This window comes from Pelorhabdus sp. sgz311001 (genome assembly GCF_055901755.1).
Window position 1 is genome coordinate 551,459 of sequence record NZ_JBVXUT010000001.1, and the last position, 19,506, is coordinate 570,964.

Below are 19,506 nucleotides of genomic sequence, written 5' to 3' on the forward strand. Positions count from 1 at the left end.
GTGTTACAATAAAGCAAAATGTTTTTATTCAGGGGGAGAATATGGAGTCACAGGCTATCGAAATATCTAAACATATTTTAGCAATTTTTGCGGCGTTATTTCTTGCCGGGGGGATTGCTGCTAAAGTTGCCGATCTTTTCAAAATTCCTGACGTTGTTTTATTTTTGCTTATTGGTATTTTAATTGGCCCGCCAGGGCTTAATTTAGTAGTTGTTCCGGCGGAATCGGTGTTAAACCAATTCATGCTTATTCTTGGTGCGTCCTTTTTACTCTTTCATGGTGGTACAAGTGTTAGTTTTGGTGTACTAAAAAAGACCTGGATTACTTTGTCGCTTCTGGCCACTCTTGCTGTAATCATTATGATCCTTATTGTCGGTTTTGTGGCGCAGTGGGCACTGGGGATTGATCTTATGGTTGCTTTTTTATTAGCGGCAGTTATTGCTTCTACTGATCCGGCGACACTTGTTCCTATTTTTTTATCGATTAAGATTCGTGATAAAGTAGCGCAGACTGTGCTTAGTGAATCGGCTTTTAATGATGCCACCGGCGCTATTTGTACCTTTGCGATCCTTGGTATGATTGCAACAGGGCAGGTTTCTGCTGGTGAAAGCATCATGAAGTTTTTTGTCATGGCTGGCGGCGGGATCGCCATTGGCGTAGTTTATGGCCTTCTTTCCGGCTTTATCATTTCCAATAAAGCGAGATTCTTATTTGGCGACTATGCGCAAGTTCTGATTCTGCCTGTTATTATTGCCGCCTATCTAACATCAGAACAGTTTGCAGCAAGCGGCTTTATGGCTGTTTTTGTAATCGGCTTGATTTATGGAAATCTAGATGCTTTTGGATGGCATATGACCGAAGAACACCATGAGAACTTTGAATCATTCCTTAATAATGGATCTTTGTTGCTGCGTATGATCATCTTTATTCTTCTAGGAACCCATGTGGATTTTGCGATCGTTTGCCAGTACTTGATTCCTGGTATGATTATTATTGGCATTTTTATGTTTGTCGCCAGACCTTTGGCAGTTCTTGCTTGCGTAATTTTTGATCGCAGAGCAGAGTGGACTAAACAGGAGATTTTGTTTATGTTTTGGACGCGAGAAACAGGGGTTATCCCAGCGGCTTTGTCGGGAATGTTGATCGGGATGGGAATTCAATATGCTGATATTATTGCGGCGATTACGTTTATGGCTATTTTGGCTACACTTGTCATTCAGGCAAGCACAACAAAGTGGTTGGCGCAAAAATTAGATTTGCTTGATTAAGTTTCAGAAAGTGTAATTATATAATGTTTTTCATGCCTTGGAGAATACTTTCGGTGATTTTGTGTGAAAGTAGTCTTCAAGGCATTTTGATTTTTATTGGCTATAATGTTGATTTTTTGGAAAACTCTTGAAAAGGCTTGACTAAATAGCCAGACTATGTGAAAATTATAAGTAATGTAGAAAAAGACAGAAATCTTCTTCTGTCATTGGGCAGTGGATGGATAAGGAGGAAGTTCTTTGAAAAGCCACATTGTTATTTCGAAAGCAACAATTGATCGTTTGCCTCTTTATTTTCGCACCTTAAAACTGACCCAGCAGGAAGGACTTGAAATCATATCGTCAGAAGAGCTTGGGCGGCGTATTGGTGTTACGCCTGAGCAGATTCGGAAAGACCTTGCCTCTTTTGGCCAGTTTGGCAAAAAGGGCGTGGGGTACTATGTACGTGAACTGATTCGCAATATTGGTGAGATTTTAGGACTTCATCGCAACTGGAATATGGCTATTGTCGGCTTAGGACATTTGGGATGGGCTTTGGCCAACTATCCGAACTTCTCTTCGCTTGGCTTCAATATTAAAGCGATTTTTGATATTGACCATAGCAAGGTAGGTCTCAATATTAAAGGCGTTTCAGTGAGCCATATTGATGAAATTAAAAAGGTAGTAGCGGCTGAGTCCCTTCATATTGCTGTGATTACTGTACCTGCTGATAAGGCGCAGGCTGTGGCGGATCAATTGATTGCTGCTGGTGTAAAAGGAATCTGGAATTTTGCTCCCATTAAGATTGAAGTTCCAGAAGATGTGTTGCTTGTATCGGAAGATCTTTCCGTCGGCTTGAGCAGTTTATCTTATTATTTGACGCGGGCTTTGCCTGATTCATAATGAAAGAAAATTGTGAAAATCTATATCTTTTTGTAATAAACGTAATTTTTGAAATTTTTTTCAAAAATTACGTTTGGCAAGAAGGAAATTGAAAAAGCATAGCGAATTACAATAAATATAAAGCGAGTATGCGGAGTTTCTTTTATAAGTGGATATTTACGGACGAAGAAGTTGCGGCTTCTTTGAAAGTAAAACGTCACAAACTGAAGCATCTTATGGTGTATTGCCCAAACGGCTATACAATTGAGTAAGCTGCGCCAAAGTTTGTTTTGAAGAATTATTATCAAAACTTACTAGGCGCTTTTTATTTTGCCTACAAACTATAAAATTGGAATTTTATAGGGGCAAAGATAAAGCTTTTTAACCTAGGCATATTTTGCATTGTTTTGCTGACAATACAAAATACTATAATTAATGAAAATGAATAGGGGGAACAAGAATGATTGACATTAAAAGTCGCATTCGTAACACCGCTCTGCACTCGAAAATCGTAAGTGCCGAAGAAGCAGCTGCTTTGATTAAACCTGGTATGAATATCGGTACAAGCGGTTTTACTCCAGCCGGCTATCCGAAAGCTGTACCTTTGGCATTAGCGGAAAGAATGAAGCAGGAACATTTTCAGATCAATCTTTGGACAGGTGCTTCTGTTGGTAAAGAACTTGACGGCGCTCTTGCTGCTGTTAATGGGATTGCCAGAAGAATGCCTTACCAAACGAATGGTGATATCCGCAAAGGAATTAACGCTGGTAAAATTGCCTATTGCGATCTTCATTTAAGCCATATGGCGCAAATGGTTCGTTATGGTTATTTAGGCGGCAAAGTAGATGTTGCTATTGTGGAAGTTTGCGCTATTACCGAAGAAGGTCATCTCATTCCTACGACTTCCATGGGTAATGCTGCTTCCTATGTACAAAGTGCTGATGTCGTTATTGTTGAAGTCAATACGAGCCAGCCACTTGAATTAGAAGGAATGCATGATGTATACATTCCACTGGATCCACCGCATAGAAAAGCGATTCCTTTGGAAAAAGCTGATGATCGTATTGGAACACCTTATATTCCTTGCGGCATTGATAAAATTGCCTGCATCGTTCCATGCGATATTCCTGATGCTGTTCGTCCTTTAGCTGAAATTGATGATGATGCTAAAGCAATGAGCGCTCATTTGATTGAATTCTTGAATCATGAAATCAAACAAGGACGTATGCCTAAAAACCTTCTGCCACTGCAGTCGGGCGTTGGCTCGGTAGCAAATGCTGTTATCTGCGGTCTTGTAGATTCGCCTTATGAAAACCTCTCCGTATTTACTGAAGTGGTACAAGATGGCATGTTTGACTTGATTGACGCTGGAAAGTTAGATTTCGCTTCAGGTACTTCTCTGAGTCCTTCACCAGAAGGTCTGAAACGTTTCTACAGCAATATTAGCGAATATCGCAAAAAGATTTTACTTAGACCTCAAGAAATTTCCAATAGTCCTGAACTTGCTCGTCGCCTTGGCGTTATCGCCATGAATACGGCAATTGAGTTCGATATTTATGGACATGTTAATTCTACACATATCATGGGCAGCAAAATCATGAACGGCATTGGCGGTTCTGGCGATTATGCCCGCAATGGTTATTTGACTTTCTTCTTTACCAATTCCGTAGCCAAAGGCGGAGCGATTTCTTCTATCGTTCCAATGTGCTCGCACATTGACCATACGGAACATGATACGGATGTGTTTATCACCGAACGCGGCGTAGCTGATGTACGCGGCCTGACTCCAAAAGAAAGAGCTCGTGTGATTATCAACAATTGTGCGCATCCTGATTATCAACCCATGCTTCTTGATTACCTGGAAAGAGCTGAAAAAGCTACAGGTTTTGCTCAATCGCCTCATATCATGAGCGAAGCCCTTTCCTGGCATAGCCGGTTCCAAGAAACTGGCACTATGAAGAAATAGAGTATAGAAAAGGAGGATTTGGAACATGTCTAATGACACTATGAAAGAAAAACTGGCAGCTTATGAAGCAAAAGTTGAAAAAACTCTTGCGAAAAGCCCAGAACGTAAACACCTTTTGGCAGACCGCCTCTACACTCCGCTTGATATCGAGGGTTTTGATTATGAAACCGATCTTGGTTTCCCTTCGGAATTCCCTTACACTCGCGGTGTACAGCCTACTATGTATCGTGGCCGTTTCTGGACCATGCGTATGTATGCAGGTTTCGCAACAGCAGAAGAATCCAATAAACGTTATCGCTACTTGATTGAATCGGGTGCTACTGGACTCTCTTGCGCATTCGACCTTCCGACTCAGATCGGTTACGATTCTGATGACGCAGTAGCCGAAGGCGAAGTTGGTAAAGTGGGCGTTGCTATCGACTCTTTAGCTGACATGGAAATCTTGTTTGATCAGATCGATCTTGGCAAAGTTTCCACTTCAATGACGATTAATGCACCTGCATCAATCTTGTTGGCTATGTATATTGCTGTAGCAGAAAAACAGGGTGTAACTCCTGACAAATTAAAAGGCACGATTCAGAATGATATTCTGAAAGAATATGCTGCTCGCGGCACTTACATTTTCCCGCCAAAACCTTCAATGCGTTTAATTACGAACGTATTTGAATATTGCTCGAAAAATGTTCCTTCCTGGAATACGATTTCCATTTCCGGTTATCATATTCGTGAAGCTGGCTCGACTGCTGCACAGGAAATCGCATTCACTATCGCTGATGGTATTGCTTATGTAGAAGCTGCTATCAAAGCTGGCTTGAATGTTGATGATTTTGCTGGTCGTCTTTCCTTCTTCTGGAATGCACACAATAACTTCTTCGAAGAAATTGCTAAATTCCGCGCTTCCCGCCGGATTTGGGCTCGCATCATGAAAGACCGTTTCAAAGCTACAAAACCAAAATCCATGATGCTTCGTTTCCACACTCAGACTGCTGGTTCCATGCTGACTGCACAGCAGACTGACAACAATATTGTTCGTGTTGCTTTGCAGACGGCAGCTGCTGTTATCGGCGGAACGCAGTCTCTTCACACGAACTCTAAAGATGAAGCGTTGGCTCTTCCTACAGAAGCTTCCGTACAGGTTGCTCTTCGTACACAGCAGATTGTTGCTTATGAAAGCGGCATTGCTGATACGGTTGACCCAATGGGCGGCTCCTACTATGTAGAAAGCCTGACTAACCAGATCGAAAAAGAAGCTATGGAATATATTGCTAAAATCGATGAAATTGGCGGCGCTGTTGTTGCTATCGAAAAAGGCTATATTCAAAGAGAAATTCAAGACAGTGCTTACAAATGGCAGATGGATGTTGAAAAGAACAACCGCATCATTGTAGGCGTAAATAAATTCCAAGTTGAAGAAAAAGCTCCAGAAGGTCTTCTTCGTGTAGACGCTTCTGTTGGCGAACTGCAGAAGAAAAAATTGGCTGATCTTAGAGCAAAACGCGATAATGCAAAAGTTCAGGAAGCCTTGGCAGCTCTGGAAACACAAGCAAAAGACGAACATGTAAACTTAATGCCTTTCATTTTGGAAGCAGTTCGTGCTTATGCAACGCTTGGCGAAATTTGCGGTGTACTGCGTAAAGTATTCGGTGAATACGAAGCGCATGTCAATCTGTAAGAAGGGTAGGAGGGACAACGATGGAAAAACATATCAGAGTATTAGTAGGAAAACCAGGTCTTGATGGTCATGATCGTGGTGCCAAAGTCGTGGCCCGCGCTCTTCGCGACGCCGGCTTTGAAGTTGTATATACAGGACTTCGCCAAACTCCGGAACAAATCGCAGAAGCTGCTTTGCAAGAAGACGTGCAGGTTATTGCACTTAGCCTTCTGTCTGGCGCTCATAACCATTTATTCCCGAAAGTTATTGCTTTATTAAAAGACAAGGGCATGAACGATGTTCTTGTTCTTGGCGGCGGAGTTATTCCTGATTCCGATATTCCTGGACTGAAAGCAGCCGGTGTGGCTGAAGTCTTTACCCCAGGAACGCCTACTTCAGCTATTGTAGATTTCATTAATGCCAATGTGAAGTAAGGTAAACACGCCAATAATTATTGTGGAGTCGCTGCTGCCTGCTGTTTTTAGCAGGCAGCAGAAACCCATAAGGTGGTGCAAAATTTGGACATAGCAAAAGAAATACTGGCAGGATCACGGCTGGCTTTATCGCGGGCCATTACTGCAGTTGAAAATGAATATGACAGCGCTGTAGAAATCATGAAAGCGCTTTATAGTCATACTGGCAGGGCACATGTCATTGGCATCACTGGTCCTCCGGGCGCAGGCAAAAGTACTTTGACTGATAAACTTGTTAAAGAATGTCGGCGTCAGGGAAAAACGGTGGGTATTATTGCAATCGACCCCACGAGTCCGTTTTCCGGCGGAGCGATCTTAGGTGACCGGATTCGGATGAATGATTTAACACTTGATGAAGGTGTGTTTATTCGCAGTATGGGTACTCGAGGCAGTTTAGGCGGTTTATCCCGCAAAACTGCAGATGTCGTCAAAATTTTGGATGCTTTTGGTAAAGATGTGATTTTTGTCGAAACTGTAGGTGTAGGGCAATCGGAAGTTGATATCGTCAAAATGGCTGATACAACTGCCGTTGTTTTAATTCCCGGAATGGGTGACGATATACAGGCGATAAAAGCAGGTATCCTTGAAATTGGCGATATTTTTGTTATTAATAAAGCAGATCGTGATGGTGTGGATCGCTTGAATATTGAGCTCGAAATGATGCTTGATCTTGATCAGTATAAAACTGATTGGCGACCGCCTGTTATGAAAACCGTTGCTCACCAAAACAATGGGATTAGTGAATTAATTGCAAAAATGCAAGAACATTTGACATATTTAGATGAAACAGGTAAACTAGCGGAACGGCGTAGAAAACGGATTGCTAATGAACTTACCGCAATGATTGATGATGAAATTGGTCGTTACGTTAGAAAAAATGTTGTTTCTGGCGAGCAATTTGACGCTATTTTGTCAAGTGTTGAAAAAAGGGAGAAAGACCCTTATACTATTGTTAGTGAAATCCTGAGCAAAGTTTTAAAATAATTTTAAAATGAGAAGTACCAAAAGGGAGGAAATAACATGTTTAATGTTTTAAAAGTAGACCATATTGGTATTGCCGTAAAGGATTTGGAAGAAGCTAAGAAATTTTATACTGAAATTCTTGGTGTAAAAGCTATGGGTGAAGAAGTTGTTGAACAGCAGAAAGTAAAAGTATGCTTCTTGCCTTGTGGCGACAGCGAATTGGAATTGTTAGAATCCACTTCTCCTGATGGCCCTATTGCTAAATACATCGACAAAAATGGCCAAGGAATTCAGCACGTTGCCCTTCGCGTTGATAATATCGTAAACGCTTTGGCTGACTTGAAAGAAAAAGGCGTACGTCTTATTGATGAAACTCCTCGCTATGGTGCCGGCGGCGCTAGCATTGCCTTTGTACATCCGAAAGCAACGGGCGGCATTTTGCTCGAACTTTCTGAACGTAAATAAGTATAGATCTTGTTCCGACATTTAACGGAGGTGTAGTATGGCTACAATTCAAGAAAAAATCCAAGATTTAAGAAAACGCCAGGAAAAAATTCTTCTGGGCGGCGGCAAAAAATCCATTGATAAACAGCATGCCAAAGGAAAGCTGACTTCAAGAGAAAGAATCAATCTTCTCTTAGATCCAGGTTCTTTTGTTGAGCTTGATCAATTTGTAACGCATCGTTGCGTAAACTTTGATATGGCTGGCAAAGAAGCTCCTGGTGAAGGCGTAACGACTGGTTACGGTACAGTTGATGGCCGTCTCGTTTATGTATTTGCTCAAGATTTCACTGTCATTGGCGGTGCTCTCGGCGAAATGCATGCAGCAAAAATTGCTAAAGTGCAGAGCCTTGCTCTGAAAATGGGCGCACCAATCATCGGCCTTGCTGATTCCGGCGGTGCTAGAATTCAGGAAGCTGTTGACGCTCTTTCCGGTTATGGCCGCATTTTCTTCAACAACACTATGGCTTCCGGCGTAATCCCGCAGATTTCTGTAATCATGGGACCAAGTGCTGGCGGCGCAGTATATTCTCCGGCATTAACTGACTTTATCTTCATGGTTAAAAATACGAGCCAAATGTTCTTAACAGGCCCTGCTGTTATTAAATCCGTTACGGCGGAAGAAGTTACAGCAGAAGCTCTGGGCGGTGCTATGACTCATAACCAGACTTCCGGCGTAGCACAGTTTGCAGCTGAAAACGATGAAGACGCTCTTAACCAAGTTCGCTATCTCTTAAGCTTCTTACCAAACAACAATATGGAAGAAGCTCCGATTGTAGAAACTGGTGATGATCCGGCTCGTGTTGATCCAGCTCTTGATACGTTACTGCCTGACAACCCGAACATGCCTTATAACATGTATGATGTCATTAAATCGATTGTTGATAATGGCGAATATTTCGACGTAGCAACGCATTTTGCGAAAAACATGATCACTTGCTATGCTCGTATTGACGGCCAGTCTGTTGGTATTATTGCCAACCAGCCAGCTGTTATGGCAGGCTGCCTCGATATCAACGCTTCCGATAAAGCAGCTCGCTTTGTTCGGACTTGTGACGCCTTCAATGTACCTGTATTGACAATTGTCGATGTTCCTGGCTTCTTGCCTGGTACGCAGCAGGAATACGGCGGAGTTATCCGTCATGGCGCCAAAATGCTTTATGCTTACTCTGAAGCTACGGTACCTAAGATTACGGTTATTACCCGTAAAGCTTACGGCGGATCTTATCTGGCTATGTGCTCGAAAGATCTTGGCGCTGACCAAGTTCTTGCTTGGCCTTCCGCTGAAATTGCTGTTATGGGACCTGCTGGTGCAGCGAACATTATCTTCCGCGGCGATGAAAACATCAAAGCTAAAACGGAAGAATATATTAAAGACTTTGCGAATCCGTATAAAGCAGCAGAACGCGGTTTTGTTGATATCGTCATTGAACCAAGTCAGACGAGACCAGCTGTTGTTAATGCATTAAATATGCTGGCTACGAAACGGGAAGATCGTCCGAAGAAAAAACACGGCAATATTCCTTTATAAGAGTTCAGCCTATTACACCTCAATAATAGCGAGCTTGACGAGACTTAACTGAGAGCTTCCGCCAAGCTCGTTGTTATATATAATTAGCTTTAGAAAGGAGAATGCACATGACAGTACCTGATACAATTGAAGGCTCCATCCTACTCAGCGTCATTGACTTTATTTTGAGTTTCGTTATTATTTGGGGCATCGGCCTTGTGTTATACCTGTTCCCCATGCTCAATAAACTTGGCGAAATTAATGAAGAGAAGTTAAAAGGCGGTCACTAAGAATTAGATTTTTATAGGAGGTAAACAACTACATGCTTGAACAAATAGGCTCACTGATGATTGACATGGTCAATCAGACTGGCGTAATGCATTTATGGTATGGCAACATTATCATGATGCTCGTCGGTATTGTTTTCGTTTTCTTAGCAATTGTGAAAAAATACGAACCATTACTCTTAATTGGTATTGGTTTTGCTTGTATCGTAACAAACGCTCCGGGATCTGGGTTAGCGGACCCAGGCGGATTGTTCTGGTATGCTTACCAGGGGGTTGCTCTCATTATTATTCCTCCGCTGATTTTCCTCGGCGTTGGCGCAATGACTGACTTTGGACCGATGATTTCGAATCCAAGTGTTATTATCTTGGGAGCTGCAGCTCATTTAGGTATCTTTATTGCATTAATTGGCGCTAAAATGCTGGGCTTCTCCTTAGCAGAAGCTGGCGCAATCGGTATTATCGGCGGCGCTGACGGCCCAATGGCTATCTTCGTTACCATGAAATTAGCACCGCATTTGTTACCACAGATTTCCGTAGCAGCTTATTCCTACATGGCACTGATGCCACTCATTCAGCCGCCAATCATGAAACTCTTCACAACGAAAAAAGAACGCATGGTTATCATGACGCAGGTTCGTCCTGTAAGCCGTTTAGAAAAAATCGTATTCCCAATGGTTATCGCTGTTATTGTTGACTTGTTACTTCCTCCAGTTGCTCCGCTCATCACGATGCTGATGCTTGGCAACTTGCTTCGTGAATGCGGCGTGGTTGATCGTTTGGCTCAAACAGCAGCAAATGATTTGATCAATATCATCATCATTACGTTGACGGTTGCTATCGGTTCCACTATGAATGCTGATACTTTCTTGACTTTCGAAACGATTGAAATCGTTGTTCTTGGTTTGATCGCTTTTGCTGGCGGTACTTTCTCCGGTATTATCGGCGGACGTATTATGTACAAACTTTCCGGCGGAAAAATCAATCCTTTGATCGGTTCGGCTGGTATTGCTTCGGTACCTATCGCAGCGCGTGTTGCTCACGTAGTTGCTTTAAAAGAAAATCCTTACAACTTCTTGATTATGCATGCTATGGGACCAAACCTTGCTGGTGTATTTGGTACAGCCATTTCCGGTGGTATCATGCTGGCGCTCCTAGGCGTTCATTAATTAAAGGTTTTTTAAATCATAATGCAGAACTCTTTGTAAGTTCTGCATTATGGTTTCCTAATTTTCCCGGAATAGTGAAACTGGTTTCTTTTTCTTAAGATTGTACGATACTCGAATTTGATTGGAGCGAATACTATGATTGGAAAAAGTATAAAAACTCCCTGGTTTTCTGGCGCGTTTACTCCGGAAGTATCGGAATACTCCTTTATTTCTCCTACAGCAACCTTAATTGGTAAAGTAGAAGTTGGCAAACATGTTTTAGTTAGTCCTGGAGCCAGCCTACGGGCTGACGAAGGCGGTACTATTCATCTTAGCGATAACGTCAATGTGCAAGACAATGTAATTATGCATGGATTAAAGGACAAAGCAGTACAACGAAACGGGCAAAATTATTCTATTTTTGTAGGCGAAAAATCTTCCTGTGCTCATGCTTGCATTATTCATGGACCTGCGGCAATTGGCACAAATTCCTTTATCGGTTTTAATACAGTTGTTCACTCTTCAGTAATCGGTGATAACTGCTTTGTTGGCCATGGGGCTAAAGTTATCGGCGTAACAATTCCTGATGGTAAATTTGTTCCTCATGGTGCAATTGTTACTTCCGTCGAAGAGGTAGCAAAACTGAGTGAGGTACCGGAAGACCTGAAAGGATTCAACGCCGAAGTGGTAGAAGTTAATACCGATTTGGCGAAGAGTTATTTAGAAGCCTATGGTCATATGTCGCCTTCTTTCCCTTGATTTTAGCAATAACCCTTGAACGAGGTGATACACTTGAATGTGACCGCTTTTGTGCTAGGCATGATCGTCACACTAGGTTATTATTTCTGTGTCGTGCGAAAAGAGCAGAAAAAAATGCTTGCTCAACTTCGTGAAGAGATGGAACATAGTAGTCTGGCAGACGGTTCTGATAGTAAAAAGTAAAAGTGCTGGCTGCAATGTAGTCAGTACGTATCTGTGAAAGGGGGGGAAATACCTCATGTTGACATTTTTTATAGCTCTAGTTATAATTCTTGTGGTCTGCTATGTTTGGAAAGTAATGTCAGAAGCACAAGAAAAAAGAGAAGAGCAGAATAATCCAACTGCTCCGGCAGCGATGGCGGCAACGCCAGCAGCTCCGGCAGCTACTCCAGTTGCGGCAGCTCCTGTCGAAGAAGATGACAGTGAGTTGATTGCAGTGATTACAGCTGCAATTGCGGCAATTTCCGAAGGTGCTAATGTAAACATTGTAAGCATTAGCCGCGGCGGAGAAGCTTGGGTAATGTCTGGTCGTCAGGATCTTATGGGCGGCCTATAAGCAAGGAAAAAATGATTGTATGATATTGAAGGAGGATTTATCATGAAAAATTATTCAATCACAGTAAATGGTAAAACTTATGAAGTCGCTGTTGAAGAAATCGGCGGCGTAGCAGCTCCAGCAGCACCGAAAGCAGCTCCTGTAGCAGCACCGAAAGCAGCTCCTGCTCCGGCAGCAGCACCTGCACCAGCACCGAAAGCAGCTCCTGCTCCTTCCGCTGGCGGCCCTGGCACAAAAGTTGCTTCACCTATGCCTGGTAAAATTATCAGCATTAAAGTAAGTGTTGGCGACGCTGTAAAAAATGGTCAGGAACTGATCGTTATGGAAGCTATGAAAATGCACAATCCAGTTCTTTCCAGCGCTGACGGCGTTGTAAAAGAAATTCTGGTAAAAGCTGGCGACCCCGTACAAGCTGGCACTCCGCTGATCGTAATCGGCTAAAAAAAACACCAAGAAGCCGTTAAGGCTTCTTGGTCTTTGCAATTTTGCACGAATATATGTCAGAATATTGCTCATCATTTAATAAATTTCGAGACTTTTTATTTTCAATATAATGAGACCTAGGATTTAAGAGTGAATCTCCGTGCCTCAAATGAAAACAGCCTCCTGATGGAAAGATGATAGGGTAAATATTTTTTGGCATAGAAGTCGTGCCAAAAATTGTAAATGCAGAAATCCCTATGATAAGATAAATATAGAAATCAGGTGACGTGTATGGAATTACTTATGATTGCTCTTAGTCTGATGCTACTCATTGTATTTGCTTACCGTGGTTTTTCCATTATTATTCTTGCTCCTTTATTTGCTATGCTAGCTGCTTCGGTAGGAAGCATGGCTATTATGCCGGTTTACGGCGAACTTTATATGACGAAAGCAGCGGAATTTATCAAGCTGTACTATCCTGTGTTTTTATTAGGCGCCGTCTTTGCGCGATTGATGGAGCAGAGCGGTATGGTTGGATCGTTGGCTAATATGATTGCCAAAAAACTTGGCAAGGAAAGAGCTATTTTGGCTGTTTTGTTAGGCGGCGGATTAATGACTTACGGCGGTATTAATGTATTTGTTGGGGTCTTTGTTTTATATCCAGTAGCTGCCTTCTTATTTCGGGCTGCGGATATTCCGAAACGCCTCATGCCAGCGACGCTTTGGATGGGAATTTTCTCCTATGCCATGGTGGCTTTTCCTGGTACACCGCAAATTCAGAATATCGTTCCTTCCGTATTTTTTGGTACTTCGACATGGGCTGCTCCTATCGACAGTATTATAAGCGGTTTAGCCTTCTTCTTTATTGCTTGGGGCTGGTTAACTTACCGTTACAAAACTTTGGCCGCGAAAGGCGAAGGTTATGGCAACCATACGCTCAATGAACCTGATCCAATTGACGAAAGCAAATTGCCTTCGTGGAAAATTTCGTTGATTCCTTTTGTCATAATTCTTGGCTTAAATCTTTTTTTAAGCAATCCCTTTGGTTGGTCTTGGGCTTATCACTGGCAGTCAGCTCTCTTAGAACCGCTAAAAGCGTTGAAATTACCGTTGTTAAGCACATCTGTTGATAAAACACAGGCGCTTTGGTCATTAGAAATTGCTTTGGCTGTTGCTTCAGTTGCCGCTTTGATTTTAGGCCGTAAACGCTTAAAAGAACAAGGGTTTGCAAAACAGCTGAATGCTGGCGCACATTCTTCCTTAGCTGCAGTTATGAACACAGCTTCCGTATTTGCTTTTGGTAGCGTTATTACAAGCTTAGGCAGTTTCCAAATTGTCAAAGAAGGGCTTTTAAATCTGCATATTGGTTCTGGTCCGCTGATTTCCGAAGTTATTACAACCAATGTCATGATCGTACTTTCCGGTTCAGCTTCTGGCGGGATGACGATCGCTCTTGGTCTTTTAGGCCATGACTGGCTGGCTTGGGCGAATAGTATCGGAATGTCGCCGGAAATTCTTCATCGTGTTGTCTGCCTCGCTTCATCTGGCCTTGATACACTGCCGCATAATGGCGCTTTGCTGACATTGATGGGAGTTTGCGGTTTGGCTTATAAAGAAGCCTATGGCGATATTGCCGTATTAACAGGTTTAAAGGTTTTAGTGGCTTTTGCGATTGTAGCTTGGTATAGCGTTACTGGTATCGTATAAGTGAAACAGTAAAGGGGAAGAATAGTAGTGGCTTTTGCTAGAAATGAAAGTAAGGCAGTAACTTAGTTATTCATCCAAGGAGGTTTTATCATGGCAGATAAAAAATCACCGGCACCAGGGAAAATTCTCTGGATCATTATCGGTCTTGTTGTAATGTTAGGCGTTGCATTTATGCCGAATCCTGGCGGCGGTTTATCAACAGCCGGGCAGAGAGTGTTAGCAGTACTCTTGTTTGCCGTTATCATGTGGATTTCCGAAGCTGTTTCGTATCCTGTGAGTGCAATTGGCATTATTGCTTTTCTAATTATATTTGTTGGCTTTGCTCCCGCTAAAGGCGTAGAAGGCGCTTTACTGGGCACAGGCAAAGCGATTCCTTTAGCTCTCAGTGGTTTTATTAACACGGGCTGGGTGCTTGTAGCGGCAGGTCTGTTTATGGCGGCTTGTATATTGCACACTGGCCTGGAAAAAAGAATTGCTTTAACAATTATCAAAATGGTTGGTACTAAAACAAATAGTATCTTTGCGGGTATGATTCTTGTTACTTTAATTCTGACTTTCCTGATCCCTTCGATCACAGCTCGTGCAGCTACTTTAACACCGATTGCTATGGGTCTTATTGCTGCATTTAAATTGGATAAGAAAAGCCAGTTTGCTAGACAGCTTTTAGTCTGCATTGCGATTGGCACATCAATCTCCGGTATTGGCGTACTTTCTGGTGGCGCTCCAAATGCTGTTGCCAGCGGCTTTTTATCAAAATCATTAAATTCACCTGTGTCTTGGGGTCAATGGTTTATGTGGGCTGAGCCTTTCTGTATCGCTATGTCCATTGCATTCTACTTTATCATTACTCGTATGACAAAATTTGAATTTAAAGAAGTTCCTGGCGGTAAAGAAACCGTTGATAAAGCCATCGCTGAACTTGGACCAATGAGTAAACTGGAAAGAAAAATATCTGTAATTTTTGCTTTAACAATCGTAGGCTGGGCTACAGAGTCTTTCCATCATATTGATGCCAATACAGTGGCTATTTTCTCAGTTCTGCTTATGCTTTCACCTTATTCCGGTGTAGCAACATTTAAAGATGTTGTGAACAAGGTCGATTGGGGTACCATTCTTCTCTTTGGTGCTGGGATTTCCTTAGGCGAAATGCTGCTGTCCTCTGGTGCTGCTATCTGGTTGGCGAAAAGCTCGCTTGGTGCGTTAGGCGTAGGTAATATGCCTCTATATGTTATGATTGCTACAATTACAGTAGGCATTTTGATTCTTCGCTTCGCTTTTGCCAGTATCACTTCGGCAACGGCTGCAGTAGTACCAACTGTTGTAGGCTTTTTACTCAGCTTGAATAATCCGCAACTGCCGATGGTTGGTATGGTTATGCTTTCTACCTTCTGCGTATATTTTGCCTTCATTTTGCCGGTTCATTCACCACAAGCCATGATTCCTTATGCTACCGATACTTTTGAAACAAAAGATATGATTAAAGTCGGTATTCCGATGACAATCGTCGGTATTGCGCTTTATTTCCTCTTTGTCTTCACTTACTGGACTTGGACGGGAATGCTTTAATTAAATAAGCTACTTACTTTTTACTGCTAGAACTTGGGCCTGACAATCTTCTGATTGTCAGGCCTTTAATTATTTATCTATACTATACAAGGATTTCTTTTATGTTTCCAATGCATATTTTACATTGATTTAATGCAAAAAAGTTATATAATAAAAAGGGAGGCGAAAATGAATGGAATGGAGCCAATTAACTTACTTTAAGATGGTGGCGCAATTAGAACATATGACCAAGGCCGCAGACCGGCTTTCAATTTCTCAGCCTGCCTTAAGCCGCTCTATTGCAAAATTAGAAGAAGAGCTAGGATTCCCGCTCTTTGAGCGAAAAGGGAAGAGTTTACAGCTCAATCGATATGGTCATATTTTCTTAAAACATGTAGAAAAGGCGTTGTTAGAATTAGATACAGGTAAAAAAGTAATTCAGGAAATGCTAGATCCTGACTATGGTACTGTTTCAATTGCTTTTATTCATTCCCTAGGGCCGAATCTTTTACCTAGTTTACTTGGTAGTTTTCGGTTGCAGCATCCCTTTATTGAATTTAAATTTTCTCAAAATGCGAGCCATGTTATGCTAGAAGAATTGGCTGACGGGGCTATTGATCTATGTATTTTTTCATCGCCCTATGATGAAAATCTTATTGAAGCAGAGCCTTTATTTCAGGAGGAAATTTTTGCTGTTTCTACGGAAAAGCATCCGTTGGCAGCCCGGGCTAGTATTTCTTTAAAAGAATTGGCCGAGGAACCGTTGATTAGCTTAAAGAAGGATTATGGTTTGCGGGTCTTACTGGATCAGTTCTTTCTAGAGGCAGGACTTACACCGCGTATTGCTTTTGAAGGCGATGAAATATGGACGCTTGTTGGTTTGGTCGAAGCTGGTTTGGGAATGGCATTAATACCGCGTGTATCAGGCTTAAATCAATATAATGTTTCTTTTTTACCAATTGATGATTATAAATGTTGCCGGTCTGTTCAACTGGGTTGGGGACGTAATCGGTACTTATCGCCAGCAGCTGTAAAATTCAAAGATTTTATTTTGCATTACTTTTCCTAAATCTCTTCATTGCATTTCTATTGCATAAGTGACAGGAATCGGCTAAAATTAAACGTAAGGTTTTCTTCTCCAGCATCGAACAAGTAAGTTGCTGCAAATCCTTGTGGGTTACAAGGATTTCTTTGTTTGTCTGTAGAAAAATAAGGCTGAAGGTAAAGAGATAATGGAGGGACGCAAGGTGCGAGGCGGACAAACAAAAAATGCCGGTTTGTTTTTACTTTTTTTATTAACAGGAGCTGTAGTTGGAGGAATTCTAGGTGAGATGATTGCAAATTCTTCCATGCTTGTAGGAATTGCTCCCTACTTAGTGAAGGCTTATCCCATTTTAGATGTTCCCCCAATGACTGTGAATTTGTATATAATCCGATTTGTTTTCGGGTTTTCTATATATCCTAATTTAGTCAGCCTCTTAGGGATGTTTGTAGCTGTTTTTCTGTATCGGCGTTTTTAAGGGGGCTTAGGAAATGATTGTTTTAGCATCTGCTTCACCAAGAAGAAGGGAATTATTGGAGCAAATTCGAATGCCTTATGTTGTCGTTGTCAGTGATGTTGAGGAAGACAATGAACAGCACATGGCGCCGATTGATTTGGCTGTGCTCCAAGCAAAGCAAAAAGCACAGGCCGTTATGGCAAAATGGAATTTAACTGAAACAGCACATCAAAAAGACTGTATTATTGGCGCTGATACAATTGTTGCAGCAAACGGACAACTTTATGGTAAGCCTAAAGATGCCAGTGATGCTATGGCGATGCTACACAGCTTAGCCGGAAAAACGCATGATGTGATTACGGGAGTAGCTGTCTTGTTTTATCCAGGTGAAGGCGAAGCTGTTACGTTACTAGCAGATTATGCCCTAACAAAAGTTACTTTTCGAGCGATTGACTCTAAAGAGATTGCTTCTTATGTGGCGACCAAGGAACCCCTTGATAAAGCAGGCGGTTATGCCATTCAAGGACTTGGCGCCTTATTTGTGGAAAAAATAGAAGGAGATTACACGAATGTAGTCGGGTTGCCGCTTTCCGTGGTGGCAAAACTACTTCAACAAACAGGGATGCGACTATTATGAATGATGGTTCATCGTTTGTCTTGAAAACTTGGCCAGCGGAAGAACGGCCGCGGGAGAAATTGATTCGAACTGGACCAGAAGCGCTTAGTAATATGGATTTACTGGCGATTATTCTTCACACAGGGACTGTAAGCGAATCTGCCGTTCATTTATCAGAAAGAATTTTGAGTGAAACGAAGGGACTAGCCCGCCTTAGTATGTTGACTGTAAAAGAACTAAGCCGGATCAAGGGAATCGGTTTGGCGAAAGCTGCGACTATTGTAGCGGCTTTTGAATTAGGCCGGCGCTTGGGTCAGCTGGCCCAAGTTGATCGTTTTGTCATTCATGGCCCCAAGGATGCAGCTGATTATATGATGCCGCGACTGCGCTATGCGACGAAGGAGCATTTTATTGTTTTGCTGCTTTCAACAAAAAACCATGTAGTGGCGCAGCCGACCATTGCAGTAGGAAGTTTAAATGCTGCAATTGTCCATCCGCGGGAAGTTTTTCGTGAAGCAATTAATCACAGTGCTGCGGCTATGATTTTAATTCATAATCATCCAAGCGGTGATCCTAAGCCGAGTAGAGAAGATATAGATTTGACAAAACAATTAGTGGACGGCGGTAAAATTCTTGATATTGCTGTACTTGATCACGTGATAATCGGGGACGGCAAGTATGTTAGCTTAAAAGAACAGGGCATAATAGAATAAGTATAGGGACTGAAAGGAGTATCATTAGATGTTTAAATTATTTGGATCTTTTTCCCGAGATATGGGAATTGATTTAGGTACAGCCAACACATTAGTTCACTTAAAAGGCAGAGGGATTGTTTTAAGAGAGCCTTCTGTTGTTGCGATACAAAAAGATACTGGAGAAATTTTGGCTGTTGGTGAAGAGGCAAAACAAATGATTGGACGAACTCCTGGCAATATTGTAGCGATTCGCCCATTAAAAGATGGTGTTATTGCTGATTTCGATGTAACCCAATCGATGTTAAAATATTTTATTGGTAAAACAATTGATACAAAATCTTTTGTCCGTCCGCGTGTTGTTGTTGGCGTGCCTAGCGGTGTTACGGAAGTCGAAAAACGTGCCGTAATCGACGCAACGATCCAAGCTGGCGCCAGAGAAGCTTATTTAATTGAGGAGCCTATGGCCGCAGCCATTGGTGCCGGTCTGCCTGTTCACGAACCGACAGGCAATATGGTTGTTGATATCGGTGGCGGTACAACGGAAGTTGCTGTTATTTCTCTTGGCGGTATTGTAACAAGTCGGTCGATTCGTATTGGCGGCGATGAAATGGACGAGGCCATTGTACAGTACATTAAGCGTACTTATAACTTAATGATTGGCGAACGTACGGCCGAAGAAATTAAAATTACAATTGGTGCTGCTCTTACACTGCCCAAGGATGAAGTTCTTGATATTCGTGGCCGTGATCTTGTATCAGGGTTACCTAAAACACTTACAATTCGTGCTAGTGAAGTACAGCATGCTTTAAGTGAGCCGGTTTTCGGCATCGTAGAAGCTGTGAAAGTTACTTTAGAGAAAACACCGCCAGAACTTGCTTCGGATATTATGGATCGTGGTATTGTTATGACTGGCGGGGGATCGCTTCTGCGTGGTCTCGATCGGTTATTGAGCAATGAAACAGGTATGCCTGTGCATATTGCTGAAGATGCGCTTTCTTGTGTAGCAAATGGAACAGGCAAGGCCATCGAAAGTATCGATATGCTGAAACGGGTCCTGATGACACCGAAACGACTTGGTTAGGAA

21 protein-coding genes are annotated in these 19,506 nt (G+C 42.2%); all 21 read left to right on the forward strand.

Annotated features, from left to right (window positions below):
- Positions 1 to 41: 41 nt before the first annotated feature.
- Complete coding sequence (locus AC0MXB_RS02785) at positions 42 to 1,268, forward strand: cation:proton antiporter (protein ID WP_474038062.1); 1,227 nt, start codon at positions 42 to 44, stop codon at positions 1,266 to 1,268.
- Positions 1,269 to 1,505: 237 nt separating this feature from the next.
- Positions 1,506 to 2,147: a redox-sensing transcriptional repressor Rex gene (locus AC0MXB_RS02790; RefSeq protein WP_474038063.1), complete on the forward strand. Its 642-nt coding sequence runs from the start codon at positions 1,506 to 1,508 to the stop codon at positions 2,145 to 2,147.
- 439 nt (positions 2,148 to 2,586) lie between these two features.
- Positions 2,587 to 4,092 (forward strand): acetyl-CoA hydrolase/transferase family protein, encoded by a 1,506-nt coding sequence (locus tag AC0MXB_RS02795; protein ID WP_474038065.1) that lies wholly within the window; start codon positions 2,587 to 2,589, stop codon positions 4,090 to 4,092.
- 25 nt (positions 4,093 to 4,117) lie between these two features.
- Entirely contained in the window at positions 4,118 to 5,764 is a 1,647-nt protein-coding gene (locus AC0MXB_RS02800; RefSeq protein ID WP_474038066.1) for an acyl-CoA mutase large subunit family protein, read from the forward strand.
- 20 nt (positions 5,765 to 5,784) lie between these two features.
- The gene (locus AC0MXB_RS02805) at positions 5,785 to 6,177 is read left to right on the forward strand and encodes a cobalamin B12-binding domain-containing protein (RefSeq protein ID WP_474038067.1); all 393 of its coding nucleotides are present in this window, start codon (positions 5,785 to 5,787) and stop codon (positions 6,175 to 6,177) included.
- 84 nt (positions 6,178 to 6,261) lie between these two features.
- Positions 6,262 to 7,200 carry a methylmalonyl Co-A mutase-associated GTPase MeaB gene (gene meaB, locus AC0MXB_RS02810; RefSeq protein ID WP_474038069.1) on the forward strand — a complete coding sequence of 313 codons (939 nt, stop codon included), beginning with the start codon at positions 6,262 to 6,264 and terminating at the stop codon, positions 7,198 to 7,200.
- A gap of 36 nt (positions 7,201 to 7,236) precedes the next feature.
- Positions 7,237 to 7,644 carry a methylmalonyl-CoA epimerase gene (mce, locus tag AC0MXB_RS02815; RefSeq protein WP_474038071.1) on the forward strand — a complete coding sequence of 136 codons (408 nt, stop codon included), beginning with the start codon at positions 7,237 to 7,239 and terminating at the stop codon, positions 7,642 to 7,644.
- Between the two features lie 37 nt (positions 7,645 to 7,681).
- Entirely contained in the window at positions 7,682 to 9,211 is a 1,530-nt protein-coding gene (mmdA, locus tag AC0MXB_RS02820) for a methylmalonyl-CoA decarboxylase subunit alpha (RefSeq protein ID WP_474038072.1), read from the forward strand.
- Positions 9,212 to 9,318: 107 nt separating this feature from the next.
- Complete coding sequence (locus AC0MXB_RS02825; protein WP_474038073.1) at positions 9,319 to 9,480, forward strand: hypothetical protein; 162 nt, start codon at positions 9,319 to 9,321, stop codon at positions 9,478 to 9,480.
- Between the two features lie 32 nt (positions 9,481 to 9,512).
- The gene (locus tag AC0MXB_RS02830; RefSeq protein WP_474038074.1) at positions 9,513 to 10,643 is read left to right on the forward strand and encodes a sodium ion-translocating decarboxylase subunit beta; all 1,131 of its coding nucleotides are present in this window, start codon (positions 9,513 to 9,515) and stop codon (positions 10,641 to 10,643) included.
- A 135-nt stretch (positions 10,644 to 10,778) separates the two neighbouring features.
- A complete protein-coding gene (locus AC0MXB_RS02835) occupies positions 10,779 to 11,381 on the forward strand; it encodes an LbetaH domain-containing protein (protein WP_474038075.1) in 603 nt (200 codons plus the stop codon).
- A 33-nt stretch (positions 11,382 to 11,414) separates the two neighbouring features.
- Entirely contained in the window at positions 11,415 to 11,564 is a 150-nt protein-coding gene (locus AC0MXB_RS02840; protein WP_474038076.1) for a hypothetical protein, read from the forward strand.
- Between the two features lie 55 nt (positions 11,565 to 11,619).
- Positions 11,620 to 11,937, forward strand: a complete 318-nt coding sequence (locus AC0MXB_RS02845) for an OadG family transporter subunit (RefSeq protein WP_474038077.1) — start codon at positions 11,620 to 11,622, stop codon at positions 11,935 to 11,937.
- 42 nt (positions 11,938 to 11,979) lie between these two features.
- A complete protein-coding gene (locus AC0MXB_RS02850) occupies positions 11,980 to 12,378 on the forward strand; it encodes a biotin/lipoyl-containing protein (protein WP_474038078.1) in 399 nt (132 codons plus the stop codon).
- A 273-nt stretch (positions 12,379 to 12,651) separates the two neighbouring features.
- Positions 12,652 to 14,067, forward strand: a complete 1,416-nt coding sequence (locus AC0MXB_RS02855) for a GntP family permease (RefSeq protein WP_474038079.1) — start codon at positions 12,652 to 12,654, stop codon at positions 14,065 to 14,067.
- 90 nt (positions 14,068 to 14,157) lie between these two features.
- Positions 14,158 to 15,633 (forward strand): SLC13 family permease, encoded by a 1,476-nt coding sequence (locus AC0MXB_RS02860; protein ID WP_474038080.1) that lies wholly within the window; start codon positions 14,158 to 14,160, stop codon positions 15,631 to 15,633.
- A gap of 172 nt (positions 15,634 to 15,805) precedes the next feature.
- The gene (locus AC0MXB_RS02865; protein WP_474038082.1) at positions 15,806 to 16,681 is read left to right on the forward strand and encodes a LysR family transcriptional regulator; all 876 of its coding nucleotides are present in this window, start codon (positions 15,806 to 15,808) and stop codon (positions 16,679 to 16,681) included.
- 163 nt (positions 16,682 to 16,844) lie between these two features.
- Positions 16,845 to 17,132 carry a DUF4321 domain-containing protein gene (locus tag AC0MXB_RS02870; protein WP_474038083.1) on the forward strand — a complete coding sequence of 96 codons (288 nt, stop codon included), beginning with the start codon at positions 16,845 to 16,847 and terminating at the stop codon, positions 17,130 to 17,132.
- 13 nt (positions 17,133 to 17,145) lie between these two features.
- Positions 17,146 to 17,748 carry a Maf family protein gene (locus AC0MXB_RS02875; protein WP_474038084.1) on the forward strand — a complete coding sequence of 201 codons (603 nt, stop codon included), beginning with the start codon at positions 17,146 to 17,148 and terminating at the stop codon, positions 17,746 to 17,748.
- On the forward strand, positions 17,745 to 18,440 hold the full coding sequence (gene radC / locus AC0MXB_RS02880) for a RadC family protein (protein WP_474038085.1): 696 nt from the start codon (positions 17,745 to 17,747) through the stop codon (positions 18,438 to 18,440). The genes AC0MXB_RS02875 and radC overlap by 4 nt, the downstream gene beginning before the upstream one ends.
- 28 nt (positions 18,441 to 18,468) lie before the next feature.
- Entirely contained in the window at positions 18,469 to 19,503 is a 1,035-nt protein-coding gene (locus AC0MXB_RS02885; RefSeq protein WP_474038087.1) for a rod shape-determining protein, read from the forward strand.
- Positions 19,504 to 19,506 lie beyond the last annotated feature (3 nt).